The organism is Rickettsia argasii T170-B (assembly GCF_000965185.1).
In the GTDB taxonomy this organism is placed as follows: Bacteria; Pseudomonadota; Alphaproteobacteria; order Rickettsiales; family Rickettsiaceae; genus Rickettsia; species Rickettsia rickettsii.
Genome location: NZ_LAOQ01000001.1, coordinates 406468 through 432529 on the forward strand (window position 1 = coordinate 406468; position 26062 = coordinate 432529).

Genomic DNA, 26062 nt, shown 5'->3' on the forward strand with positions numbered 1-26062 from the left:
TAAAAAAAACTGGATCCTGTGGTCAAGCCACGGGATGACAAAATAAATGATTATAAATATAGCAAGAAAGTAATAAAATATGTTATTATCAAAATATTTTTTACCTGTGTTAAAGGAAGAGCCAAGTGAAGCTCAAGTAACTTCGCATAAATTAATGCTTAGAAGTGGAATGATTAGGCAGCAAGCAGCAGGGATTTATACTTGGCTTCCGCTTGGCTTAAAAGTATTGAAGAATATTGAGAATATAGTACGCTTAAATATGAATAAAGCGGGAGCTTTGGAAGTGCTAATGCCTTGCATTCAGCCGGCACATTTATGGATGGAATCGGGACGTTTTGATAATTACGGTAAAGAAATGCTGAAATTTCAAGATCGCCACGATAATACTTTACTATTCGGTCCTACTAACGAAGATATGATTACGGATATTTTTCGTCATAATATTAAGTCATATAAGGATTTGCCGAAAAATCTTTATCATATCCAATGGAAATTTCGTGATGAGATTAGACCTCGTTTTGGTGTTATGAGAGGACGAGAGTTTTTAATGAAAGATGCTTATTCTTTTGATATAAATGAAGAAAATGCTGTTAAAACCTATAATAAAATGTATAAGGCTTATATCAATGCTTTCAGGGATTTAGGCGTGTTTGCTATCCCTGTTATTGCCGATAACGGTCCGATCGGTGGCAATTTAAGCCATGAGTTTCATATAATCGCTGAAACTGGTGAAAGTACTATTTATTACGATAAAAAATTTAAGACATTAAAAGATAATCCTGATATCGATGTAGAGGAAATTAAAAGTTGGTACGCGGCAGCTGAAGAAAAATATGAAGTAAATAAATTACCTGTATCTGAACAAGAAATAACCAGCAGTAAAGGAATAGAAGTCGGGCATATTTTTTATATAGGCTCAAAATATTCGGTTAATATGAATGCACTTATTAATGATGAGAATGGTAAACTAACTCCTATAGAAATGAGTTCTTACGGTATAGGCATTTCAAGGTTAGTTGCTGCTATCATAGAAGCAAATTGTGATGAGAAAGGTATCATATGGCCTTCTAGCGTTGCTCCTTTCAAAGTTTCTCTAATTAATTTAAATATTCATGATAGTAAATGCGTAGAGCTTGCGGAAATGGCTTATAAAGAGCTATCAGATAAAAATATAGAAGTGTTATATGACGATACCGAAGCACGTCCAGGCATTAAATTTGCAACGCATGATCTTATAGGCTCACCTCATCAAATTATAATTGGTCCTAAAAAAGCCGCAAATAATATTGTTGAATTAAAAGATCGTAAAAGTGGTGTTATAGAAGATATTGAGGTAGGTAGTCTAATGAGTGTATTGTAAAATAAAGAGATATACGTCATTACGAGGAAATTGCATAGCAATTGATGAGGCAATCTCAGGAGTTTGTTATTATTTCATGAGATTGCTACGCAGTCTACGGCTGTTCGTAATGACGATTTTGGAGTCATGCAATAAGGCTAATACCCTATGGGAATGATATAGCAAAAATATTCTTCGTAGACAATGATAGTATCATATGATACTATTATATAATGAATAGCAAACCGTCTTTTCAAATAACTAATAAAATCTTGGAGTTATCACAAGATATTTCTTATGAGCTTGGTATTTTAGCCGGTAGCAAGCTTTACTCTCAACCTATAAAACTTAGAAAAAATAATCAAATTAAAACCATCCATTCTTCTTTAGCAATTGAAGGAAATAGTTTAAGCGTAGAGCAGATAACCGATATAATAAATGGCAAGCGTGTACTCGCACCTGAAAAAGATATTGTAGAAGTAAAAAATGCTATAAAACTATACAATAATCTGACTATATTTAATCCCTTCAAAATTGAATCATTATTAAAAGCACATGAGATATTAATGCAGGGATTAGTAGAAGATAACGGAAAGTGGCGTAAAGGTAATGCCGCTATATTTAAAGGCACAGAGATTATACATTTTGCCCCTACGGCACGCCGTGTATCTTTATTAATGCAGGATTTATTTGAGTTTATAGCACAAGATAAGCAAATTTCTGGAATAGTTAAAGCTTGTATATTTCATTATGAGTTTGAATTTATTCATCCTTTTTCAGACGGTAACGGACGAATCGGTAGATTATGGCAACAATTATTACTAATTCAAGCTAATAAAATTTTTGAGTATATTTCCGTTGAAAGTTTGATAAGGAATAATCAAAGTGAATATTATAGTGTTTTAAGTAAGTGTGATAGGCTTGGTGAATCGACCTTATTTATCGAGTTTATGCTTGATAGAATAGTTGCAGCATTAAGATTATATAGTAATAATATTACATATGAGGCAAATACGCCTTTATCTAGAATGGAATTTGCTAAGGTTAATTTAATAGATCAATGGTTTTCTAGAAAAGATTATATTACTGTACATAAAAATATTTCTACGGCAACGGCTAGTAGAGATTTGTTATATGGTTTAGAGCGTAAACTTTTAATAAGTAAAGGGGATAAGAATCAAACTTATTATAAGTTTGTGTAGTTTTTAATGTGTCATTCCCGCTTTCGTGTATGAGGGTTAACTTAAGAGAAGAAAAAACCTCTGATGCCATTCCCGCGAAAGCGGGAATCCAGCACTTTAAAGCTTTTTAAAAGCTCGATTTATCTTGCTTTATCCCTAAGATTTCTGCTTTCGCAGGAATAACATCATATCACTGATTCAAAAAGAGATTAACATGAAAAATTTTATAAAATATTTGTTTTTTACCGGTCTATATATAGTAGTGACGATAATAGTTGCTTATATGGTTTTGGCTCAAACTATTCCTAATGATGGGCAGTGTCATATGATGGATAGATCGTTTGTTATTCATTACATCTTAGCAGCAATTATTACCGCTTTACCGACACTAATTTTAATGTATAGTAAAAAGAAAAAGTAAATATATGATCGGTAAATTAAGCGGTAAAGTTGATTTCCAAGGCGATGATTACGTTATAATTGACGTAAACGGGGTAGGGTACTTAGTCTATGCTTCAGGTAAAACTTTAGGTAAACTTGCTGAAGGGGAGTTTTATAAACTATTTATCGAAACCCATGTTAGAGAGGAACATATTCATCTTTACGGTTTTTTGACTCTAGAAGAGAAGAATTTTTTTAATTTGCTACAATCAGTAAACGGTATAGGTACAAGAATGGCTTTATCTATCTTATCAAACCTTACGCCTTCAGATATTCAAATTGCTGTAAATAATGAAGATAAAAATATATTTAAAGTAATATCCGGAGTAGGGGCTAAACTTGCTGAACGTATAGTACTAGAGCTGAAAGGTAAAGTAGTGAAAATATCAAGCGGTTCAGATATTATTAAAGAGAGCTTAAATATTAAGAATATCACACCCGTTGCAAGTAATGAAGTAATAAAAGCTCTAGTAAATCTAGGATTTTCTAGATTTGAAGCTCAAAACGCTGTTCAAGGCATCATTACCCAAAATCCCGAAATCTCTATTGATGAATTAATCAAAACAGCCTTGAAAAATCGAAATTCTAATTTTTAGTTGATAAATTAGCAGTTATTTTATATTAATTTTAATTACTAAAATTAATAGGTAAAATATATGTCCAAGTTAATAGAATATTTAGGAAAAATACAGGCTGCAGAAATATTAAAAGAGCTAGAGAAAGACCCTGCTACTTTAATTATTACCGAAGTTAATTTTGTACCACAATCACCGGTATTTGCAGCTGCTGGATACTCTAAAATTCCTGAAGATTTTAAAAATGGGTTATTTAATGCTTTACAAGGAGACGCTACTATAAAGTACTTAAAAGCACTGATAGTTTTGAGTGGAGTTTAAAATCAATAAAGTTATTTGCTGAATTTTTTAAAGATCCGCTATGCCGAATTACCGACATTAGTTTTATAAATGCTTTGAATAATGTTAATAAGATAGCATGTTTTTTTAGATACCCTAAGAGTAAACGAAACAAAAATAAGCGATTTAGATATAAGTGGGATATTTTTTGATAATAATGTTCCTGCCTGATCCTCATTTGTTAAAAATACTAAACTTGCCGGATTGAATTTTTCATTAAGTACAGAAGTAAGCGAGGAATCAAAGAAAGCCTTATCGGATGCTATAAGAGAGAATAAAAGCTTAATTGGATGTAATATTTTAGGTTATAAGATAGGAATGAAATCTCAAGATAGACAAGAATTGGACGCATAAATTACAGAAATAACTGATGAAAATAACCTTACTCTAAAAGATGTAGCAGAAGTTTTGAAAAATTATTATGAAAATCCTAATATAATATTATCAAATGAGATATTTGGCCATTATTTCAAGTTATATAAAGGATTAAATCAAAATTACCTTAAAGAAGAATTACAAAACTTAGGCGTCACTGATACAGAAAAATTTTTTGAAACCGTAGATAAACTTAGAGAAGTGGTAACTAGTGTCTATGAAGAGGGCTAATATAAAAGTCTAAAATAATTTATAGCATAAAACTATTTTTTGGCTATTATTAGTCATTATATTCGATTTAAAATAATGACTAATATATTATCACCCGAAAAAAGTGAAAATGATCAAGAATTGCCGATAAGGCCGTCATATTTGCAAGAATTTGTCGGTCAACAGCAGATTAAAGAAAATCTTTCGGTATTTATTAAGGCTGCAAAATCTCGAAATGAGCATCTTGATCATACTTTATTTTACGGTCCGCCCGGGCTTGGTAAAACTACGCTTGCTAAAATTATCTCTAACGAAATCGGCGGTAATTTTAAATCCACCTCCGGTCCTGCTATACTTAAGGTCGCTGATCTTGCTGCTATTCTTACCAATCTTGAAAAGAACGATGTATTATTTATTGATGAAATCCACCGTTTAAATACTGCGGTTGAAGAGGTTTTATATCCTGCTATGGAAGATTTTGAGCTTGATATAATTATAGGTGAAGGATCTGCCGCAAGGTCAGTGAAAATAACCTTGCCGAAATTTACCTTAATCGGCGCTACCACACGCCTCGGGCTGCTTAGTAATCCTTTGCGTGATAGGTTCGGTATCCCTATGCGGCTAAATTTTTATAATACCGAGGAATTGAAGAAAGTTCTAAATAGAGCAAGTAAACTACTTGATATTGATTTGACTGATTCGGGTTCTGAAGAAATAGCTAAAAGAAGTAGAGGAACGCCAAGAATTGCATTAAGATTGCTTCGTCGTATAAGAGATTTTGCAGTAGTTGACGGTAAATCAAGAGTAGATAAGGAAATCTCTGATTTTGGGTTAAATCGTTTGGCAGTTGATCACATAGGACTTGATAGCAATGATTATCGTTATCTAAAATTCATAGCGGATAATTATAACGGTGGTCCTGTCGGAATTGAAACGATTGCAGCTGCCTTATCTGAACAACGTGATGCACTTGAAGAAACCATAGAGCCTTATCTTATACAGATAGGTTTACTACAAAGAACTCCTAGAGGTAGGGTAATCACGATTGCCGCTTTTGAGCATTTGAAAATGCCTGTACCGAATCAATCACATCATCAATTTAATATTTTTAACGAGAATGAATAACAATAATTTAAATGATAACTACACAGCCGCAGATGTTATAAAAAGGCTGATAAAAGATCATGTTAAACCTTACGCAAATAAAATATATTTTTCGATATTTTGTATGGTTGTTGCAGCACTTTGTACGGCAGTGATCGTACATGCAGCTAGACCTGTTATTGATAAGGTTTTTTTAACGCATGATAAGAAAATGCTTATAATAATGCCTATAGTGCTTACTGTAACTTTTGTTATAAAAGGAATTTCAGAGTATTATCAGAATTATCTAATAAAATTTGTTGGGCAGAGGGTACTAAACGATTTACAGATAAAAATGTATGAGCATTTGTTATTTGCTGATATTTCTTTTATTCAAAACCAATCTTCAGGACGTTTAATATCTCGTTTTACTAATGATATTTCTTTGATGCGTGGAGCTGTTTCTAACTTACTTGTCGGATGTGCTAAACATTTCCTAACTGTAGTATGTTTAATAGCAACAATGTTTCATTTAGAACCGCTATTATCTTGCGTAATTTTTCTTGTTTTTCCTTTAGCTGTTTATCCGGTGCAAAGGATGGGTAGAAAGATAAGAAGAATATTTGCACAGTCACAAGAAGAGCTTGGGCATTATACCTCTCGGCTTGATGAAACATTTCAGTCAATTAAGATTATTAAATCTTTTGTAGGCGAACAAATAGAAAGTAATAGAGCATCGTTGATTATTAATAATATTTTAGAGTTCTACAAAAAAACATCTAAGCTAGATGCGATGGTTTCACCGATTATGGAGGGTTTAAGCGGTCTTGCAGTTGGAGGGATGGTATGGTATGGAGGTAATCTAGTCCTGGAGGGGAAAAGTACGCCAGGGGCTCTTTTTGCTTTTTTGGCTTCTTTTGCAGCGGCTTATAGACCGTTTAAAAGTTTGGTATCGTTAAATATTAATTTGCAAGAAGGAATAGCAGCAGCTAAGAGGGTATTTAGTATTTTGGATACCGAGCCTCTTATTAAAGATCATGAAGATGCTAAAGACGTAGATTTATATAATCCACAAATTACTTTTGAAAAACTAGCTTTAAGGTTTGAGAGTAAAATAGCTATAAAATATATAGATTTAAGGTTAGAGCCTCATAAAATTATTGCGTTTGTCGGGCGTTCAGGTAGTGCTAAGACTTCGCTTAGTAATTTATTAGTGCGTTTTTATGATCCAAATGAAGGAAGAATTTTAATTAATAATCATGATATTAAAGATATTAAGCTTACTTCACTTAGAGGTCAGATTTCCTTAGTTACTCAAGATACTCATTTATTTGATACAAGCGTTGCAGAAAATATAGCATACGGTCAGGAAAACGCTACAAGAGAAGAAATAATTAGAGCAGCAAAATATGCCGATGCTCATGAGTTTATTATGCATCTGCCGAATGGTTACGACACACAGATAGGGGGGCGGGGGACGACTCTTTCAGGCGGTCAGTGTCAGCGTTTATCTATTGCTAGAGCTTTCTTAAAAGATGCTCCTATTTTAATTTGGGATGAAGCAACAAGCAGCTTAGACCAAGCTTCCGAACAGAAAATTCTAGAATCGTTAAAGAAATTACGCCAAGGAAAAACCACTTTAATTATTACGCATCGTTTAAGCAGTATTACCGATCTTGATAATATTATCGTCATGAAAAACGGTGAGATTTGTGAACAAGGAACTCATACACAATTGCTTAAGAATAAAGATGAATATTATAGATTGTATAATAAGGAGTTAAGAGAAAATGGTTGATTTATAAAGTAAATAGCTTATATTTATTAATTATTATTGCAACACTAATATTTTCGTCATTGCGAGGAAATTATGTAAGTAATTGACAAAGCAATCTCAAGATACTTAACAAGATTGTCACGTCGGGACTATGTCCCTCCTCGCAATGATGATTTAATGAAATATCACAATGCGCATTACCAAGATTTTTAAAGACTATCGATTATTTGAAATATTTATTTTAGGAATAGTGAGCGGTATGCCGCTGGTTATAATTTTTTCTACTCTTGCGGTATGGTTAAAAGAATCCGGTATAGATATAGCCGTTATTACTACTTTTGCGGTTGCAAGGTTATCATATTCGTTAAAAGTATTTTGGTCGCCTCTAGTCGACAATTTTAAAATACCTTTTTTAAGTAGGTGGGGACATCGCAAAAGCTGGCTTATATTATGTAGCTCTTTAATGGCTTTAGTACTAATTGCTATGAGCAAGGAAAATCCTGAAGTTTCCTTAACTTCTTTCTATTTTTTGACTATATTATTAGGCTTTTTATCTAGCACGTTTGATATTGCCGTTGATGCGTTGCGTATAGATAAGTTTGATCAAGAAACACAAAGCATAGCTAGTGCAACCGCCGTATTCGGTTATCGAATCGGTATGCTTATTACAGGGGCAGGTGCTTTGTACCTTGCAGAAATAACTGGAAATAATTGGCAACTAACTTTCTTTGTTATAGCTATAATATTTGTCGTTGCAACGATATTTATAATAACCGTAAACGAAAAAGAATTAGTAAGAGAAAAAATTAATATTATTTCTATTACTTCATGGATTTCTACAGTAATTAATCCTTTCAAGGATTTTTTCAAAAGAGAATTTGCTGCAACTATTTTACTTGCGGTAATATTTTTTAAATTAGGCGATGCTATGCTTGGAGCGGTTGCCTCACCTTTTTATATAGAGCTTGGTTATACAAAAGGCGAAATAGCAATAATAGCTAAACTTTATGGATTGATTGCAACCTTAGTCGGCGGTTTTGTCGGTGGTATTGTAATGTATAGGGTAGGGAATTTTAAAGGTTTGATTATTACCGGTATTGCCCAAAGCTTAACGCATTTTGCATTTATTTGGCTTAATCATCAGCCTCCTTCTTTTGAAGCTTTATTAATTGCTATTACTATAGAGAATTTTGCTGCCGCTATGGGTGCTACTGCTTTAGTCGGATATATAGGTAATTTATGTAATAAAAAATATTCCGCAACACAATATGCTTTACTTAGTAGTACTAGTAGTTTATGTAACAATACTGTCACTATTTATGCTGGAAAACTCGTAAATATGATGGGCTGGGACGTTTTTTTCCTCTTTACTATAATTTTAGCCTTGCCTGCTTTGTTTATATTAATGTATCTTAATAAAAAGGTTAATGTGTAGTAAGTATTATTTTCATCGTCATTGTGAACGACCGTAGGAGGCGTGACAATCTAGGAAAATAATAAAAAAATGCTATGCATTTTTTACTGGGTTGCTTCGTCAAAATTTTCAATTTTTTCTCGCAATGACGAAAAATCACACTTGGTTTAATTTGAATAATATTTTATTTATTTAAAATGTTTAGGAAATTTTTATTACCTTATGTTTTTGTCGTAACATTTTTCTTTGCGCCTATAAGCGAAGCAAAAAAAGCCGTAAAAAATACCCCTAAACCTCCTGTTCAAACTAGTTTAGTAATTGATGCAAAAAGCGGTAAAGTGTTGCAGGCCCATAATTCACAAATTCGGATTTACCCCGCTTCTTTAACTAAGCTAATGACTCTATACTTAATGTTTGAAGCAATTGAAGCCGGTAAGTTACCTTTAGATAAAAAATTACTTGTATCAGCAAAAGCTTCAAAAATGCCGCCTTGTAAGCTGGGTTTAAAAGCAGGGGAAACTATAACCGTTCGAGAGGCAATTAATGGATTAATTATAAAATCTGCTAATGATGTTGCTGTAACGGTTGCTGAGGGCATGAAAGGTTCAGAGAAAGCTTTTGCTCATTTAATGAATGTTAAAGCTAAACAGCTCGGTATGAAGAATACCTATTTTAAAAATGCTTCAGGTTGGCATGACCCATTGCAGCAAACTACCGCAAGAGATATGGCTAAACTTGCTATGGCTTTGAAGAGAGATTATCCTAAATTTTATCCGTTATTTGCTAAAACCAGCTTTGTATTTCGTGGAAACGTAGTAAACGGACATAATAGGGTTACTAAAAATTATCAAGGTGCAGAAGGGATGAAAACAGGTTTTCATACACCGGCAGGTTATAATTTAGTAACTACTGCTTCTAGGAACGGTAAATCATTGATTGCCGTTGTTACAGGCGGTAAAAGCGCCGCATCTCGTGATCAAAAGATGATGGGGCTACTAGATCAGCATTTTAATATTAAGCCTATAGTCCCTAAACCTTTAATCAAGCTTGCCTCTAATAATAAATCTACTACAAAAGCTAAATCAAAAATAATAAAGAAAAAGAATATGCGTAGTTGATATGTATCGTCATTGCGAGACCACAAAGTGGTCGTGGCAATCTCATGAGGTAATACAAAAACTCCTGAGATTGCTTCGTCGAAACTTAAGTTGCTACTCGCACTGACGTTCAAAATCGAGCCATGCAACAACGCCTACGACTACTGACGATTTAATATTCACACATCTTTTAAGGAGTTACTGCCAATTTATACTTTAAATTTACAAGTTTTATATGACAATTAACGCTACATTTATTGTTTTTTGTAACTTTATTAGATGAAGATTTTTTAGAGTTTTTAGCAAAAGTTTTACTTTGTGGTTTTTTTAGATTAATATTTTTTAGAAATTTCTCAGTTTCATTAGGTAAATATTCTATTTTTACTTTAGTTATACCTTGATTTTTAAATGCTAAAATTTCAGCCGCTTTTTGAGAAACATCTATTATACGATTTTTCTTAAAAGGACCTCTATCATTAACCATTAAAATTACTGCTTTATTATTGGCTTTGTTGGTAACTTTAACTAAGCAAGGGAGCGGAAGAGTTTTATGTGCAGCAGTTAATAAATTTCTATTAAATCTATCGCCGTTAGCTGTTTTTTTGCCGTGAAAACCGTCTTTATGTCCACCGTACCATGAGGCATAACCTGTTTCGGTAAAAGATTTAGGGTTGTGAGGTTTGTAAGTCTTTCCTTTTATTTTATAATTTTTACCGACTTTATAATGTCCTTTATAAGTTAGATTATGAGGATCATCTTTTGATAATTCTTTGTAAGAATATTTGTGGGAATAAGGTAATCTTTTTGAGGTATTACAACCGCTTAGACCGAAACAAAAAATTAACAAAAGTAATAAACCCTTTGCATAACGTGCTCCTAAAGGTAATTTGTATACCTTTGATACTTCAAGATTTGGTACGTCACATTTCGGGATTCTCCTGTGTTCACGTATTTTTATAAGCTGTGCAGGCTCACCACTTATTTGATTTCCAACTTTTGAAACATCTGCGGTATACATCAATCCGGTACCCGCATCCTCACGTATTAAAGTGTACGCTGCGGTGCTACATGCCGTGTTGCCTTCAAATTTCTCTTTATTAGCTTCATTCTGCAAGAGGTCTAATTTGAATTTATGATTCTTCACTATTATCATTATTTGTGTTAAAGTTATTCATTATTTTAGCGTAACACACAACTTTTTCAACACCTTTTATTTTTGATGCAATAGAAGCAAGCTTTTCTAGCTCTTCTTCTGATCTTGCAACTCCAAATAAATAAACAATATTATCTATAGTTAGAATAGTATAATTAGCAAATTTAATGTCTTTGCTGACTAAATTTTTAGCTTTAATTTGCGTGGTTATCATACTATCTTTAGTATATTGGGCTAAGTCAAAATTATTACTGTTTTTATTTACTTTCAACTCATTAATAACTTCTTTTACGCTTTTTTGATTCCAAGCAATTTCTATGGCTTTTAACGCATCAGATTCTTTTTGAATATTTCCTGTTAATAATACTCTGCCTTGTGATACTTCAACCTTTATTTTAGTACCTAAATCTCTAAAATTATTTTTTACTAAATCAGCTTTAATGCTGGCAGAAATCCTTGCATCATTTAATGTTTCAGACATTGGTTGATCTTTTGAAGCAACAATGCCGGTAGTGGTTGCTACGGTAAAAATAGCAGGTAAACAAGCAGATAGACTAAAAGAAAGAGCTATAAAAATTAGAACTCGTAATATCATAACAATAGTACCCTACGATTTTTAAAAAGATTGTATTTGTTCAAGAATTAACTGTTTATTATAGTACCGGACAATTTTTAAAAAGCCATCGGTGTTATCTCTGTGAAAGCAGGGATCCAGTGCTTTTCTGTGTCATCCCGCGACTTGATTGTGGGATCCAGCTTAAAATACTAATATTATTAGTATTTTAAATTGTTTGTATGGACCCCGTCGTCAAGCCACGGGGTGACACAGTGGATTTTACCGGTCCATGCAACAACGCCTACGCGGTAATGACATAAAGTAAAAATAGTAAGGTATTATATATCATATCTTACTATCCGGTAATTTATTCTTTAATAAAAGAGGTAATTGCAGTAAAATAAATATAAAAGTAATAGGTATTACACCGAATACTTTGAATTTTACCCATGTTTCATCTGAGTAATTACGCCAAACTACTTCATTAATTACAGCCATAAAAAAGAAAAAAGCCGCTGTTCTATAGCTTAAGGTTATCCAACTTTCTTCTTTAAGACGTACTATACTCTCTAAAGCATATTTGATAAAAGGATTTTTTCTTATACCGCTCATGAGAAATATTATTCCAAAAATAACATATAATATAGTAGGTTTGATTTTTATATACATTGAATCGCCGCTAATTAAAGTAATGCTTCCTGAAACTAATAAAACAGTCGTAGAAATAATAGAAAGCTTGGATACTTTCTTATCTATAACATAACAAAGGGTAATACAAATAACAGAGGTAATAAGCATATAAAGAGTAGCGTGTTGTATACCGCCTCCATAAAAAAAGCCTGCAAAAAATGCTATTACCGGACCAATTTCTGATAAAAGTTTTAACATATTTAATTTAATTGTTCTCTTTGATAAAATTAATTTGATTCATTTTTTTGTACTGATATTAAGTTATTTTGGGAATATCTTAATTTTATTTGTATGACAATATTTATCAGTAATATAGTAGTAAAATAAGCCAGTACTTGTAGTCCGTTAGGTCTTGCAATATAACCGGTAACAATATGTAAGATTTTACCTATCATACTTCTATCTGCTACTAACCATGAACTATCCCAAAGTTGATCGGATAAAAACATAACTAGACCGGAAGAGGTTAAAATACCTGCAGCACTTGCTGCAAATCCGCCTGCTATTAGCATTAATAATACGGTAGAGATTTTAAAAATATATTTTTGATTAGCAATCTTAATGAAACCGAAATATATTACTAAACCAAGTAAGAAGCCACTTGTAGCACCTATTATCACTCCTTGCAAGTAAATACTGCTTGATATTGTTTCAACTGAAGATATGCTATATACTAAAATAATAATTTCTGCACCTTCTCGTAATATAGTAGTGGCAACTAAAAAAAACAACATGAAATAACTGGCATTACCTTCATGAATTTTTACTGATAAGTCGTTTATATGTTGCTTTACTTTTATACCGTAACCTTGCATCCATATTATTGTCCAGCTAATCAGAATTGTTATTAGTATCATAATTCCGGAATCGAATAACTCGTCGCCTATTCCGCCAAAAGATAAAGATAATTTACGTGTAAAAAATGCAAAAATTGAAGCAAATACTACTCCAAGCATGACTCCAGCAATAATATAAAGACGAGATTTTTCTATTTGTTTTGTTACGACGAGTATTACACCAAGTAATAAGGATATTTCTAAACATTCACGAAACACTACTAAAGCAATTTTAAACATATTTTTTATCTAATCATTAACAATTATAAGACCCTGAGCTGTATCTTGATGAAAATCTCCAAAAAATTCATATTTTCCGGACTTGAGAGGTGCAAGTATAATATGTATTGACTCATTTGGCATAACTATTTTTTCACGATGTAAATCATGACTTTCAAACTCTTCTATCGTATCATCTTCATTATGAACAATTAACCTTATCTTAGTCGATTTTGGTACTTCAACTATATTCGGAACAAATTTATGATCTTGTATAGCTATCTTTACTTCTAATATATTATCGTTTGTTTTATTATAGGAATTCTTACTTGTATAGATATAAATAATTACTGCTAAAAATATTAAAACTAATATAATAATATTTTTGTTTTTTTTAATAATTTCCATATTATAATTAAAGTTTAAAGTAAGATGCTTATATACTCGTTTAATTTGAGTTTTAAATTTTTAATAATTACAAAATTTATCCTGCAATTTTTATTAATGCTATAAGATATACAATTATTATCATTATGACAAGGATAGATAATAAAATATAATTTTTTTGTCTTTGAATTTTATTTTGTTTCATATTTATTTAATTTTGTTTAAAGTCTCTTAGTTCAAGCAAAAGATATTCATTTATCGGTAACGATTCATGAGAAATAATTTTATTTATGTTAGAACCTAAAGTTTTAAATGTTTTGCCTTCAGCAATAACACTGCGTGTTCAACCGTTACTTTACCTTGCAAGGCGTAAGAAAAAATTAAAGGATATGTAATATCGCCGATTTTCATATCTATTTGTTGTCCTTTTGCTTTTGAATCATATAGTATTTTACCGTTTGATAAGCGAGTAATTTTCGCATTAAAGCTTACTTTTTCACCACATAATAAAGGCACACGATACGCTATCTCATCGTCATAAATTTTCACTTTATTACTTTTAACAAAATTTTGCGGTAATATGGATTTTAAAATTACATTAACTTTATAATTATAAGCATCATCGAAGATAATATTATTACTATTATTAACGGCATATTTTGCCGGAATAATAGCTTCTCGTGCTTCTCCTACCATCATACCGATTATTACATTATCTAAGCCAAGCATTACAGGAGCAGAGCCTAAAGTAAAAGTCTTAGTATCTTCAGATATTAAAGTATTGTTCATATCTGATATTTGATAAAATACGGTAACTACATGTCCGCAAGAAGCGGGACCGATATTACCGCTACCGAGCGTATTAATTTTGAACAGTGTTTTTACTAAATCCTTACGTACTTCAATAGTGTAATCATTAGGATTGATAGGTCCATTTAACGGTTGTAAAATATTTTCAAAAAATGCTTTCCCTTCTTCGGTTTTAAGAGCATTGATTACTATTTTTGAAACCGTACGTTCAAATAAGTTGCCGTTTAATAAAATAGGAGGTTCATTATTTATACTAGTTTGGTTTTCATCGATAGATGAATTATTTGAAGCCGTTTGCTCTACAGTTGTAAGATTATTGTTGTCGGGAGATATTTTTAACTTTACTATATTGTAAAGTATTAGAATTACAATTATTAAAGATAAAAATTTTTGCATATATATAATTTTTAGTATAACAAAGTTTACTATAACAATCAATTACTTAATAATCAAATGAGAATAAAAATAATTTGATTAATCAAAATAATTGATTTAAATTTAGATGCAGAATTTTATAAATATAGTGGTGAAAAGTGAAAAAATTTATATTTTGTTTTTTATGTTTATGGACATTAAACATATTTGCTGCCTCTAAAACTTATCCTAATAAGCTTAATCGTTGTAAAATTACTAGAAATATATTTAATGATTATGAACCAAAAGTTTTTGAAACTACTAATAATTTATTACGTAAAACAGGAAGACTATCAAAATTTTACGGTGAAAGGATATTAATTAAAGGAAAAGTATTAGATCAAAATTGTGTACCGGTTGCGGATGCTAAAGTTTATTTATGGCAAGCAGGAAGCGGTGGTAAATATCCTTACGAACCTTTAAAAACTAGAGTTGATAAAAGAAGATTTACAAGTAAAAGCGATTCAAGTTTTACCGGTTCCGGTATTGCTACTACTAATAATAAAGGAGAATATTACTTTATTAGCATGTTGCCTTATAAATCTTCTCGTTATTTGAGAAGTGCAAATATAAGAATAGAGCATCCTAGTCTTATTACTCTCGAAACACGCTTAGACTTATCTGATCAAAATATGTGTGATAATGAGTGCGGTGAAGTAAATCCGATATTGATCGAACCGCAAGAAAATATGCCATCTTATTGTTTTGACTTAGTTTTGCAAGGTACGACGCTTAGGAGGTATTGATACAGTACGTCATTGCGAGGAAAATTACGAAGTAATTTGACGAAGCAATCTCAGGATATTTGATGAGATTGCCACGCTCACTAACGTTTGCTCGCAATGACGTTTTGCCTCTTTCTGCGGTGCTTCTAAAGGCTTTTTTATACCACAACTACATAATGTAAGTGCTAATACGAATAAATAAAATGTTTTCATTACTATAAATTATTATATGACCTTAAGAAAGTATAATAAATATCTTATATATATTATAGTATTTTTATTATCTATAATAATTTTTATTCCTAAAATTCATGCTAAGCTCTATGAGCAGCCTAAGGATAAATTAGCATTTTTAAGAGGTTCAAGTGTTCCTGATAATATAATTGTTTTTGATGAAGAAAAAAATCAATATTCTCTTGATCAGTTTGAAGGAAAGACTATATTGTTAGTGTTTTGGGCTACTTGGAGTGCTCCTTGTGTCAAAGAAATGCCTGACCTTGATATGTTGCAAAAAGATTTTAGGAAATTACCTTTTTCAGTAATTCCGATTTCAGAAGATTATCAAGGCGTAAAGGTTGTGAAAGAATATTTTAAAAGCTATCAAATAAGATATTTGCCGATTTATCATGATTATAGAAATGAATTATTTAAAGCCTTAGGGGTTGTTAGTTTACCGACTAGTATATTAATAGACCCAAACGGCAAAATAGTAACTAGCTTTGTCGGCAATACAAATTGGTATGACGAAAAAGTTAGAGATACTATTTTATCTGCCATTTCCGGAAATTATCCTGAACCTAAAAATAGTTATAACGAGCAATCTCTGAATAAACCGGCTAAGCCTTTGCCGCCAATAAAAAAGGATGCTCTATAGTAACTCCAAGTAAATAGACTAAGTGTAATTTGGAAAAGAGCAAGGAGTCTATAAGGCGAGGAGCGGAGCGTATACTTAATAGGTGAGTACCGCAGATCTTATAAGACAACATAGCCAATTTTTCAAATTAAACGAGTATATTAAATTAAAAATGAGTAAAATTAATGAATGAAGTAAATAAATCAACTATGGCGAATGCTGAATTTGATCAGATAATAACCAAACGGCAGATAAGTAAATTAGATCAATTATTTGCTTCGGTTTTTAGTAATTCTAAAGAGGTGATTGCCGTTTTACGCCTTAGCGGTGTTATCGGTAAAGTAAGTACTATGCAATCGGGACTTACGTTAGAATCATTAAATGAACTAATAGAAAAAGCTTTTAAAATAAAGAAATTAAAAGCATTATGTTTAATTATTAATTCTCCCGGCGGTTCTCCGGTACAATCTGAACTTATTGCAAAACGTATTCGTGACCTTGCTAAAGAAAATAAAATAAAAATTTATAGTTTTATTGAAGATATGGCGGCTTCAGGCGGATATTGGCTGGCTTGCAGCGGTGACCGGATATATGCTTTGCCGAGTTCGGTTATCGGTAGTATCGGAGTAGTATCAAGCGGATTCGGTTTTCATGAAGCAATTAATAAACTTGGGATAGAGAGAAGAGTTTATACGGAAGGCAAGAATAAATCAGTATTGGATCCGTTTAAACCTATTAATAAAGATGATCTTAAAATTATCAAAGATTTGCAAAAGCAGGTTTATGAACATTTTATAGAATATGTAAAAACAAGAAGAGCAGGGAAGTTAACTCAGCAAGACGAAATTTTATTTAACGGTGAATTTTGGGCAGGGCAAACAGCGCTTGATTACGGCTTAATTGACGGCATAGGTGATATGTATAGCGTAATGAAAGAAAAATTTGGTGATAATGTTAAGTTTCAATATCTGTGTGCTAAGCAACCTTGGCTTAAAAAGAAACTTGGCATGGGAAGTAAGATATTAACCGATAATCTTGCTAATTCTTTAATTGATGCGGTAGAAAATAAAATTATTAACGATAAATTTGATATGAAATAATATGACAATAACACAAGTTAAAATTAAAAAACTAGAAAGTTTTTCCGGCAGTCTGCCGGAATATGCTACAGAGCATAGTGCAGGGATGGATTTAATAGCCGCAAACGAGCAACCTATAACAATAAAAGCAGGCGCAATACAGCTAATTCCAACAGGCATCGCTATAGCACTACCAGATTCGTTTGAAGCCCAAATAAGACCCCGTTCGGGTCTTGCCGTTAAACACGGTATCACGGTTGCTAATTCACCCGGTACTGTTGATGCAGATTATCGAGGTGAAATAAAGGTCATTCTTATTAATCTCGGTAAAGAAGATTTTATTATAGAAAAAGGCATGCGAATTGCACAGATGATAATCGCAAAGTACGAACGTATATTATGGGAAGAAAGTAATAGTCTTATAGAAACGATGCGTGGTAGTGGTGGCTTTGGTTCTACGGGTGTTTAGTGGGTCTCTATGTCATTCCCGCGTAGGCGGGAATGACATAAACGAGCCATGCAAAAACGCTTTTAGTAGCTCGTAATGACTATTAGGTATCCACGCAACAAATCATAAAACTTATGAAAATCACAATAAAATTATTAACTTCTATATTATTGTTATTAGCTTTGAAAGTACATGCTAATTCTGATTCTGTAGATAATGTTAAGCAAGTTTTTACCTATATCGATCAAAAAAATTGGTCACAAGCCGAAGATTTAGCTCTAGAAGTAAATAATAAAACTTTAACAAAAATTGTACTTTCTCAGAAATATTTAGATAATAAATGTGCAGATAATAGTTTTGAACATGTAATAAGGTTTTTATGCAATAACCCGGATTGGCCTCAAAATAAGCTGCTTGAAGAAAGAGCAGAAGAATATCTAAATAATAATACAAATAAAAAAGTAATTGTTGATTGGTTTAGTAAACATCCTCCTCTTACCGGCAAAGGTTATAAATTTTATGCGGCAGCTGCAAGTAGTTTAATCAAAGATCAGAAGATATTACTACCTATTATTAAAGAGGCTTGGGTATACGCCAATTTTACTCCTGAAGAAGAAAATGCATATTACAATAAGTGGCATAAATATTTAACTGCGAGTGATCATTTAGAGCGAATAGAAGAACATTTATGGAAAAATGATATTAGATCTGCTGAGCAATCCCTGAAATATGTAGAGCAAGGTTACCGTAATTCTTTTAAAGTCCAAATTGCGATTATAGGTAAATCGCCAAATGCTGAAAAGCTTTTTAAAAGTGTTCCTGAAAAATACTATACTTCCGGTTTATTATATCATTATTTAGATTTTAAAAAAATGCAAAAGCCAACAAAGGAAATTATTACTTTGTTTAAGAAAGCTAAAAATAACCGTAAACATTTTGCTAAATGGTGTCGGATTCAGTCCTATTATGCTCGTGCATTCATCGATTACAAAGATTTTGCTAATAGCTATAGAATGGCAACGCTTCCTTTTGCTACTTGTCCTGAAACTATAAGGGAGCAGGAGTGGCTTGCGGGCTGGCTTTCTTTAAGTTTTTTAAAAAAGCCTGATCAAGCATTAGTACATTTTAATAAGTTTATTAAAGTGGTTAAGACTCCGATTAGTTTGGCACGTGGGTTTTATTGGCTCGGTCGTACTTATGCAGCAAAAGGCGATAAGCAAACGGCTAGAAAATTTTACGAGCAGGCAGCTAAATATTCTTTTACCTTTTATGGGCAGGTAGCAAATATTGAATTAAATAGGACAAAGTTAGTTTTACCTCCTATTCCCGTAATAACTTCTGAAGAAAGGAAAATTATAGAAAATAAAGAGATTATTAAAGCAATAAGGTTATTGGTTAAATATAATAAAAACTACTTAGCCCTAATATATTCCAAAGCAGCAATGAAAAACACTAAAAATTCTGCAGAAATTCAAATAATTGCGAATATTATTAAAGCAAATAATAATACTAATCATATAGTTGAGGTGGCAAAAATTGCCGCCCAAAATAATGCTTTTATTCCGGATTGTGCTTTTCCAACGCCTTATAATCTAGTAGGTTTGCCTATCCCACCTCATTTAACTTATGGAATAATTAGACAAGAATCGGTTTTTGATCATAAAGCAGTAAGTTATGCAAATGCTATGGGTCTCATGCAACTTATTAAAGGTACTGCTTGTGATACCGCAAGATCCATAAATGTTAAATGTAATGTAGCAGACTTAACTAGAAACCCGGTATATAATATTAAACTTGGTTCGTATCACTTCAAAAAATTATTAGATGATCATAAAGGTTCTTATATTCTATCCATTGCTTCTTACAATGCCGGAAGTCATAATGTAGTAAAATGGATAGATAGGTTTGGTGATCCAAGGGATATAAAAGATACAAGAAAAGTTATTGACTGGATAGAACTTATACCTTATCGAGAAACAAGAGATTACGTTCAAAGAGTACTTGAAAATGTTCAGATTTATCGGGTAATCTTAAATAAGAATAGTAGTTTGTACTTTAAGCGTGATTTACATGCTTGTGATATAGCAAAAAGTTAATTTCTATTAGTGTTTTATTTTAACATATAGTAATATATAAGTATAACATGGACACTAATTAAAAATATGAATTAAGGAGGAGAGTATGAAAAAATTAGAGCAACACTTTAAAAAATATTGTAATGATACCGATATTCAAGTAACGAAATATAAAAACGATCTTAATGTAATCGGCATTAGATATGACCATAAATTTGCACATGTTGCAGTTCCAAATCATGCTACCGGAGGGTTTGAATATTTTAAATGGGATTGGATGACAAGCATTACAGGTAGTCATTCAGAAATAGTAACAAGATTTAAGAAAATAGTAAGCATTTTAAAAGAAGCTAAAAGTAACCCAGCCCAGTATGAAAACTTAGTATCTAACTTGGATGCTAGTACTAAAAATGCACTTGAGGTTACTATTAAGAGTAATAATATTACTATACCGACACAAGACACTAATAAGGTAATGTCAGAAATATTATCAGGAATGCAAACATGGCTAGATACAAAAAGTCATATCCCTATGGACCTTAAACAAAAATTCTTAGATTTAGGTTCTAATCATTTAGAACTATTCATAAAAGCTGCTTATAACAAATTTCACAATACGTGGCTAGTTAAAGAGTTTGTTGATAATGCTGTAAAAACTGGAGAAGAAGGTAGAAAATATCTAGCCGATTGTGATTGTAGTTCAACTGACCAGCTATGGACAAAGCTTGTTGAACCTATAATAGAAAACCTTAGAATAAGCGAAAATTCAACTGATAAATCTGAAGATGATGAAATATCAGAGGCTTCGGTGGATAAACTTGGAGCAAAAGTAAAGACTTTAGCACTATCTAATACTCATGAACTACCAGCACAAAAAGAAGCATTAAAGCTTGTATATGATATGAGGAAAGGTAATATAGATAAAGCAACTGTTGTTAAGAACATTAATTTTTTTGGTCAGGACGATACTTTATTAGTTTGGTTTGTAGAATATAGTGGCCTTACTATTGACCAAATCAAGGCTAAAGCAGTAGAGATTACCGGTGATGATGCTAATTTTTATTTAGAATAGTTTCTTAAGGTTATTCTCATTTTCTATGTCATTTCTTGTTCCCTTTTATGTCATCCCTAGCTAAAATGGGAATCCAGTGCTTGCCTCTGTCATAGCGTGGCTTGTCCACGGTATCTAGAAAAAATAAAATAAAGACTGGATGCCGTGGTCAAGCCACGGCATGACATAGTAGGTTTACCTGTTCATATAACAATACCTATCAATTATATTCATGATTCTTAAAAATATATCTTTACTAATAATATTATTTTTTTCAATATCAACTTTTTCTGCTGGTCATAGTCTAAAAAATATCTCTATTACTGTTGTTGCTCCGGCAACAGGAGTGGATAATAAAACCTTGTCGGATTTAAAAAATATTAATGGACTAAATTTACAAATTTCTTCTAAGTGTTTTGCTAAAGGTAAGCTACCCTTTCTTGCAAGTAGCGATGAAGTAAGATTTAATTGTCTGCGGGATGCATTATTTGATGAGTCTGATAATATAGTATGGAGTTTACGAGGTGGTTACGGCTCTGCGAGAATAATTCCCGATTTACTAAAGCTATCAAAACCAAATAAAGAGAAATTCTTTATAGGATATAGCGATATAACGGCGTTACATCTTTTTCTATCACAAGAATGGGGCTGGAAAACTATTCACGGCAGTAATATAGCCGATCTCTTAAAGCCGGAACAAGATCAAGGTAATTTTACCAAGCTTGCTGAAATATTAAAAGGTAAAGTAAAGCAGGTTACTATAGATAATTTAGTGCCTCTTAACGATATAGCAAAATCAAGTGATCTTGTTAACGGCAAACTAACAGGCGGTAACTTAACTATGGTGCAGACTAGTATAGGAACGAGTTGGCAAATAAAGACTAAGGGCAAAATTCTTTTTTTAGAAGATGTGAATGTAGCTCCTTTTAGATTAGATCGTGAGCTTTTACACTTAAAGCAAGCAGGATTACTTGAGGATGTTAAGGCTATAATATTTGGTTCATTTGGTAAAGATCTTGATGCCACAATGTTAGTGCTTCGTAATTTTGCAGATAGTTTAGATATACCGGTATTTAAAACAAATAGATTCGGTCATGAAAAAATTAACGATCCGATTATTTATAATACGAATAGTAAGATTATTAAAAGTAAAGAATTTAAGTTAGTGATGGGGTTATAAGCACTATTGAGCAGTTGCTAAGTCGTCATTGTGAGCGACTGAAAGCCTTGTTGCATGGTTTGTTTATGTCATTCCCGCGTAGGCGGGAATCTAGGGTAAAGCGAGATAAATCGAGCTTTAAAAACAGTTTTAAAGTACTGGATTCCCGCCTACGCGGGAATGACATCGAGTCTGACACCCATGCACCTGCGCAGGAATGACATAATTAGCCTATCGACTCAAATGCAAATAATCATTATACTTTGATAAATTCAAATCATAAGAAAAGAATTTATTTGTAATATAATGTTCAAGTAATTTTACTAATCCTGCTTTATGTCTATTTAAAGTCTCGATGCTTAAAGCTATTTCCGTTGTGTGCACATAAGGTTCGGTACTAGTTATTTTTACGTAGGCGATAGTAATATTGTTATTCATAACTGGATTCCCGCTTTCGCAGGAATAACACAAAAGGGGCTGAGGATGACATAAAAGGGACAGAGAATTACATTTCGTAAATCCGTTTTCTAGTAACATCAAACTTTCTATGATAAGTTGCGGAGAGAGTCCAAGCTCTATTTCTTTCTTAGTCGGAATAGTACCGGTCTTATAATCTAGTATAGTTATATTGTTTGATTTACTTATTTCAATTCGGTCAGCTATACCGATTATTTTTATATCTTGACCTACAATATTTAGCCGTAACTCCCCTTTAGTTTCAAAATAGATTTCTTTGCAGTTTTTTCGGCGTTCTATATCAAATAAAATAAAAGCTTTGCTGAAAGTCGTGAGTTTTATTTGCCAAGTCTTTTTTGTGTAGCTTGGTAAAATAGTGCTATATAAAATATGATTACCGATATTTATTAAAGCATTTTGTTTATCAAGCAAATTTAAATTAATATATTGTTTGTCGTAATTTTTAGAATATTCCTCTAAAACTTTATGAATCAAATTACCGAAATCCGATATTTTAGGCTCTTCCCATATATGATCTTTTTTACGTAGTCCAAGAATTTTCTTAGCATAAAAACCGTATGGGTTTCTTATTAATGTTTCTATTTCGGTTACTGATAAGGTGGTTGGGAAAGAGGGGCTGTGGATCTCAATACTCTTGTCATACCGTGGCTTGACCACGGTATCCATATAATTACTGGATCCCGTGATCAAGTCACGGGGTGACACAGAACCTTTTTCTAGCTTCAAAAATAAATTACTCGGCACTGATAGCTTCCCATCATATTTTTTAGCATTCAGTATAACTATTTGCTTATTTTGTAGAAATAAATTGAAGTAATCTGAATATAGAGTAGGGGCGATTTCATCGTAATCTATATTTAGTATCTGCAAGGCTTTCTTGCTAAGCCATGGGTGAGCTTTAGCACTAAGTGTCCAGTTTTCATTATTAAAATGCGGTAATATAATTAAGTCAAATTCACATAATGCTAAATCTTCAGGCCGTCCTATAATAATACTAGCAGCGTCGGTATTTTTGTAATATTTGATATTAGAAAGTAAAAAAGAAAAAATTTTAGGAAAATCCTTTTTATCCGTTGAATTTACATATTTACTATATGTGGTTAATTTTGTTAAAAACTCAAGTAGTTCTGCTCCTCCTTCTTTTTCCCAAATAGTAGGCAAAAGTTTTTCAGTTATTTCTTTAGTTAAGGTTAGAATAGCTTGTATATTATGTGGAGTATCGGTAAATAAAATATCTATTAAGTTACGGCAATACTCTCTTATATCCTCATTATCAAATTGTAATTGCAATAAATATTTCGGTGAGGATATAAAACGGTTTTTATTAGATAGCATTAACTCTAACTGCTGCACAGTAGGGCAGTTAATTAAAGGATTTTTAAGTAATAAAAATAGAAGTTTTAAATCAAAATTATTACATAATATTTTAATAATGGAAGTTAGTAATTCACCTATATTAGTAAGCCTTAAGTCATTACCTAGTAGATCTTCATATTTGTCTAAAAAATTAAAATATACTCTTTTAAGCTTATTATTATTTGTAACGATTGCAATCCGTCTGTCTTTATTACGGCTACATATATAAGCTATTTGTTTAGTTTCTTCATAAATGTCATTAGGTTCATAATAAGATATACCATAGCTAATCTGTTTGGAGGCAGGATTATAGTGAATTATGTAATCCTTTAATTCTTCTTCAAATCTTTTTAAAAAAACATTAGGCTTGAATATTCCGGCGAGTATTACCTGCTTATGTCCCGTTTTTATTTTTATTATTTCTTCTTGTAATAGCTTTAATTTATAAACTGCTTTAGTTTGTTTTTGAGTAAACGATATTTCTTCTTGCCATCTTAAAAAGCAATATGCTAGAAATTTATAAATCTTTTGCCAATAGTTAGAATTGTTATAGACTTCAATTAATTTTATATCGATATTATTGATTATAAGATCATTAAACAATTTTCTTAAAAATTCTGCAGCTTTTAATGATTCGTTTTTATTAAAAGGTAATTCTTTATATTCGGTGATAATGGATGATAAAATAAGTAATTCTTCTATTTTAGATATATAATCCGAATCGGTTTTTTTTGAAATAAGAGAATTAAAAGGAATAATAATAGGTAATTTAATTTTATATTTATCGGTTAAAATCTTCTTTAATTCTAGGCATGAGAGATTATTAGGCAATATTATTTGAACTTCTGTATCTTTACCTAATTTATCAATGATATACTCAGCAAAACTTTTCAAAAAAGAATAATCAGCAGTCATAAATAATGTTTTTGATGATAATATAGCAGATCAAAGGTCCGAAATCTTATTTAAAATAATAATATAGTACAATAAATAATATTTGATTATTAGTTTCTTATTAAATATCTTTAAATATATTAATTTAAATTTAATAAATAAGGTATCATATGAAAATTTTTATTATATTATTTACTATTATAGTCTCTATAACATCATGAGCTTATGCTAATAATTTAAACTCACATATAGCTTATTGTGATAATATACAAGTAGAACAACAAGAAGATTTGGTAATACAAAAATTGGTTAAACTATTTGTGACTGAAATGAATTGTATTATTAGCGGCTGTTTACCATAATGGGATGTGCAAGATAATCGGGTAAAATATTCAATTGCTTGGCAAGAACAATGTGGACCTGTAATTTATGGTAGAGGTTCTACTTTCGTATATGAACGCTCTAAAAATTCCGTATGTTGTTGGCCGCTTGGATATGAATTGTAATAGTTGAGATTATATCTTACATTTAGTAAAATAAATTAATTATTAAATGGAGATGAAAAATGAATTTAAATCAAAAAATAATAAAGCCAAAAGTAGGGTTACTAGAACTTGCTAAGAGTCTTGGTAGCATATCATCAGCATGTAAAGCGATGGGCTATAGTAGAGATAGTTATTACAGATTTAAAGAACTGTATGAAACTGGTGGCGAAGAGGCATTGTATGAAATTAGTCGAAGAAAGCCAATAATAGCGAATAGAGTTGATCCAGCGATAGAGAAAGCAGTAATGGATATGGCAATAGAATATCCAGCATATGGACAGCTAAGAGTATCAAATGAGCTTAAGAAGAGCGGTATACTTGTATCACCTGGAGGAGTGAGATCAATTTGGTTACGTAATGATTTAAACAATATCAGTAAAAGGCTTAAAGCATTAGAAGCAAAGATGGCTCAGGATGGTATTGTTCTTACTGAATCTCAATTACAAGTGCTAGAGAAGCGTCGTAATGAAAAAGAAGCACATGGAGAAATTGAGACGCAGCATC

Annotated in this window: 26 protein-coding genes and 1 pseudogene; 19 read left to right on the forward strand and 8 right to left on the reverse strand. The window is 31.7% G+C overall.

The features are described from left to right. The first annotated feature begins 79 nt into the window (after positions 1 to 79). From proS to RAT170B_RS02230, 11 genes are all read left to right on the forward strand, one after another. Positions 80 to 1360 (forward strand): proline--tRNA ligase, encoded by a 1281-nt coding sequence (gene proS / locus RAT170B_RS02185; RefSeq protein WP_045805480.1) that lies wholly within the window; start codon positions 80 to 82, stop codon positions 1358 to 1360. 212 nt (positions 1361 to 1572) lie between these two features. Then, on the forward strand, positions 1573 to 2541 hold the full coding sequence (locus tag RAT170B_RS02190; RefSeq protein WP_024704524.1) for a Fic family protein: 969 nt from the start codon (positions 1573 to 1575) through the stop codon (positions 2539 to 2541). Between the two features lie 193 nt (positions 2542 to 2734). Continuing rightward, positions 2735 to 2941 carry a hypothetical protein gene (locus tag RAT170B_RS02195; RefSeq protein ID WP_045805481.1) on the forward strand — a complete coding sequence of 69 codons (207 nt, stop codon included), beginning with the start codon at positions 2735 to 2737 and terminating at the stop codon, positions 2939 to 2941. A 4-nt stretch (positions 2942 to 2945) separates the two neighbouring features. Continuing rightward, the gene (ruvA, locus tag RAT170B_RS02200) at positions 2946 to 3557 is read left to right on the forward strand and encodes a Holliday junction branch migration protein RuvA (protein ID WP_014014225.1); all 612 of its coding nucleotides are present in this window, start codon (positions 2946 to 2948) and stop codon (positions 3555 to 3557) included. A gap of 60 nt (positions 3558 to 3617) precedes the next feature. Then, complete coding sequence (locus RAT170B_RS10285) at positions 3618 to 3857, forward strand: hypothetical protein (RefSeq protein WP_045805482.1); 240 nt, start codon at positions 3618 to 3620, stop codon at positions 3855 to 3857. 222 nt (positions 3858 to 4079) lie between these two features. Then, on the forward strand, positions 4080 to 4229 hold the full coding sequence (locus tag RAT170B_RS10290; RefSeq protein WP_186786265.1) for a hypothetical protein: 150 nt from the start codon (positions 4080 to 4082) through the stop codon (positions 4227 to 4229). After that, on the forward strand, positions 4230 to 4481 hold the full coding sequence (locus RAT170B_RS02210) for a hypothetical protein (RefSeq protein WP_315849884.1): 252 nt from the start codon (positions 4230 to 4232) through the stop codon (positions 4479 to 4481). A 75-nt stretch (positions 4482 to 4556) separates the two neighbouring features. Then, positions 4557 to 5585: a Holliday junction branch migration DNA helicase RuvB gene (gene ruvB / locus RAT170B_RS02215; RefSeq protein WP_014014229.1), complete on the forward strand. Its 1029-nt coding sequence runs from the start codon at positions 4557 to 4559 to the stop codon at positions 5583 to 5585. Continuing rightward, entirely contained in the window at positions 5578 to 7341 is a 1764-nt protein-coding gene (locus RAT170B_RS02220) for an ABC transporter ATP-binding protein (RefSeq protein WP_045805483.1), read from the forward strand. The genes ruvB and RAT170B_RS02220 overlap by 8 nt, the downstream gene beginning before the upstream one ends. Positions 7342 to 7510: 169 nt before the next feature. Further along, on the forward strand, positions 7511 to 8755 hold the full coding sequence (locus RAT170B_RS02225; RefSeq protein WP_045805484.1) for an AmpG family muropeptide MFS transporter: 1245 nt from the start codon (positions 7511 to 7513) through the stop codon (positions 8753 to 8755). Between the two features lie 176 nt (positions 8756 to 8931). After that, positions 8932 to 9852 carry a D-alanyl-D-alanine carboxypeptidase family protein gene (locus tag RAT170B_RS02230; RefSeq protein WP_045805485.1) on the forward strand — a complete coding sequence of 307 codons (921 nt, stop codon included), beginning with the start codon at positions 8932 to 8934 and terminating at the stop codon, positions 9850 to 9852. Between the two features lie 169 nt (positions 9853 to 10021). Here RAT170B_RS02230 and RAT170B_RS02235 read toward each other — a convergent pair whose 3' ends face one another. The 6 genes and pseudogenes from RAT170B_RS02235 to RAT170B_RS02260 all read right to left on the reverse strand — a co-directional run bounded on the left by RAT170B_RS02235 (position 10022) and on the right by RAT170B_RS02260 (position 14878). After that, positions 10022 to 10984 carry a septal ring lytic transglycosylase RlpA family protein gene (locus tag RAT170B_RS02235; RefSeq protein ID WP_045805486.1) on the reverse strand — a complete coding sequence of 321 codons (963 nt, stop codon included), beginning with the start codon at positions 10982 to 10984 and terminating at the stop codon, positions 10022 to 10024. Then, positions 10962 to 11579, reverse strand: a complete 618-nt coding sequence (locus RAT170B_RS02240; RefSeq protein ID WP_045805487.1) for a BON domain-containing protein — start codon at positions 11577 to 11579, stop codon at positions 10962 to 10964. The genes RAT170B_RS02235 and RAT170B_RS02240 overlap by 23 nt, the downstream gene beginning before the upstream one ends. Positions 11580 to 11885: 306 nt before the next feature. Next, complete coding sequence (locus RAT170B_RS02245; protein ID WP_014014235.1) at positions 11886 to 12428, reverse strand: septation protein A; 543 nt, start codon at positions 12426 to 12428, stop codon at positions 11886 to 11888. A gap of 29 nt (positions 12429 to 12457) precedes the next feature. Continuing rightward, positions 12458 to 13306, reverse strand: a complete 849-nt coding sequence (locus RAT170B_RS02250) for an FTR1 family protein (RefSeq protein ID WP_014014236.1) — start codon at positions 13304 to 13306, stop codon at positions 12458 to 12460. A gap of 9 nt (positions 13307 to 13315) precedes the next feature. After that, positions 13316 to 13693, reverse strand: a complete 378-nt coding sequence (locus tag RAT170B_RS02255; protein WP_045805488.1) for a cupredoxin domain-containing protein — start codon at positions 13691 to 13693, stop codon at positions 13316 to 13318. Positions 13694 to 13883: 190 nt separating this feature from the next. Next, a pseudogene (locus RAT170B_RS02260) lies at positions 13884 to 14878 on the reverse strand (FKBP-type peptidyl-prolyl cis-trans isomerase). Positions 14879 to 15015: 137 nt separating this feature from the next. On the opposite strand from RAT170B_RS02260, the gene RAT170B_RS02265 reads away from it, so the two are divergent. Next, positions 15016 to 15642, forward strand: a complete 627-nt coding sequence (locus tag RAT170B_RS02265; protein WP_045805489.1) for a dioxygenase — start codon at positions 15016 to 15018, stop codon at positions 15640 to 15642. A 24-nt stretch (positions 15643 to 15666) separates the two neighbouring features. On the opposite strand, the gene RAT170B_RS10295 is transcribed toward RAT170B_RS02265, so the two are convergent. Next, positions 15667 to 15834 (reverse strand): hypothetical protein, encoded by a 168-nt coding sequence (locus RAT170B_RS10295; protein WP_186786266.1) that lies wholly within the window; start codon positions 15832 to 15834, stop codon positions 15667 to 15669. 16 nt (positions 15835 to 15850) lie between these two features. Here RAT170B_RS10295 and RAT170B_RS02270 point away from each other — a divergent pair, with 16 nt between their 5' ends. The 6 genes from RAT170B_RS02270 (at position 15851) to RAT170B_RS02295 (ending at position 22307) form a co-directional block, all read left to right on the forward strand. Beyond that, positions 15851 to 16495: a TlpA disulfide reductase family protein gene (locus tag RAT170B_RS02270; RefSeq protein ID WP_045805490.1), complete on the forward strand. Its 645-nt coding sequence runs from the start codon at positions 15851 to 15853 to the stop codon at positions 16493 to 16495. 164 nt (positions 16496 to 16659) lie between these two features. Further along, the gene (locus RAT170B_RS02275; protein WP_014014241.1) at positions 16660 to 17574 is read left to right on the forward strand and encodes a S49 family peptidase; all 915 of its coding nucleotides are present in this window, start codon (positions 16660 to 16662) and stop codon (positions 17572 to 17574) included. 1 nt (position 17575) lies between these two features. Next, a complete protein-coding gene (dut, locus tag RAT170B_RS02280) occupies positions 17576 to 18022 on the forward strand; it encodes a dUTP diphosphatase (RefSeq protein WP_045805491.1) in 447 nt (148 codons plus the stop codon). Positions 18023 to 18135: 113 nt separating this feature from the next. After that, positions 18136 to 20097, forward strand: a complete 1962-nt coding sequence (locus RAT170B_RS02285; protein ID WP_045805492.1) for a lytic transglycosylase domain-containing protein — start codon at positions 18136 to 18138, stop codon at positions 20095 to 20097. An 85-nt stretch (positions 20098 to 20182) separates the two neighbouring features. Further along, a complete protein-coding gene (locus tag RAT170B_RS02290; protein ID WP_045805493.1) occupies positions 20183 to 21148 on the forward strand; it encodes a hypothetical protein in 966 nt (321 codons plus the stop codon). Between the two features lie 211 nt (positions 21149 to 21359). Next, the gene (locus tag RAT170B_RS02295; protein ID WP_014120752.1) at positions 21360 to 22307 is read left to right on the forward strand and encodes an LD-carboxypeptidase; all 948 of its coding nucleotides are present in this window, start codon (positions 21360 to 21362) and stop codon (positions 22305 to 22307) included. Positions 22308 to 22517: 210 nt separating this feature from the next. On the opposite strand, the gene RAT170B_RS02300 is transcribed toward RAT170B_RS02295, so the two are convergent. Next, positions 22518 to 25034, reverse strand: a complete 2517-nt coding sequence (locus tag RAT170B_RS02300; RefSeq protein WP_045805494.1) for a PD-(D/E)XK nuclease family protein — start codon at positions 25032 to 25034, stop codon at positions 22518 to 22520. Between the two features lie 544 nt (positions 25035 to 25578). On the opposite strand from RAT170B_RS02300, the gene RAT170B_RS02305 reads away from it, so the two are divergent. Beyond that, a partial coding sequence (locus tag RAT170B_RS02305; protein WP_045805495.1) for a helix-turn-helix domain-containing protein occupies positions 25579 to 26062 on the forward strand: 484 nt, incomplete at its 3' end.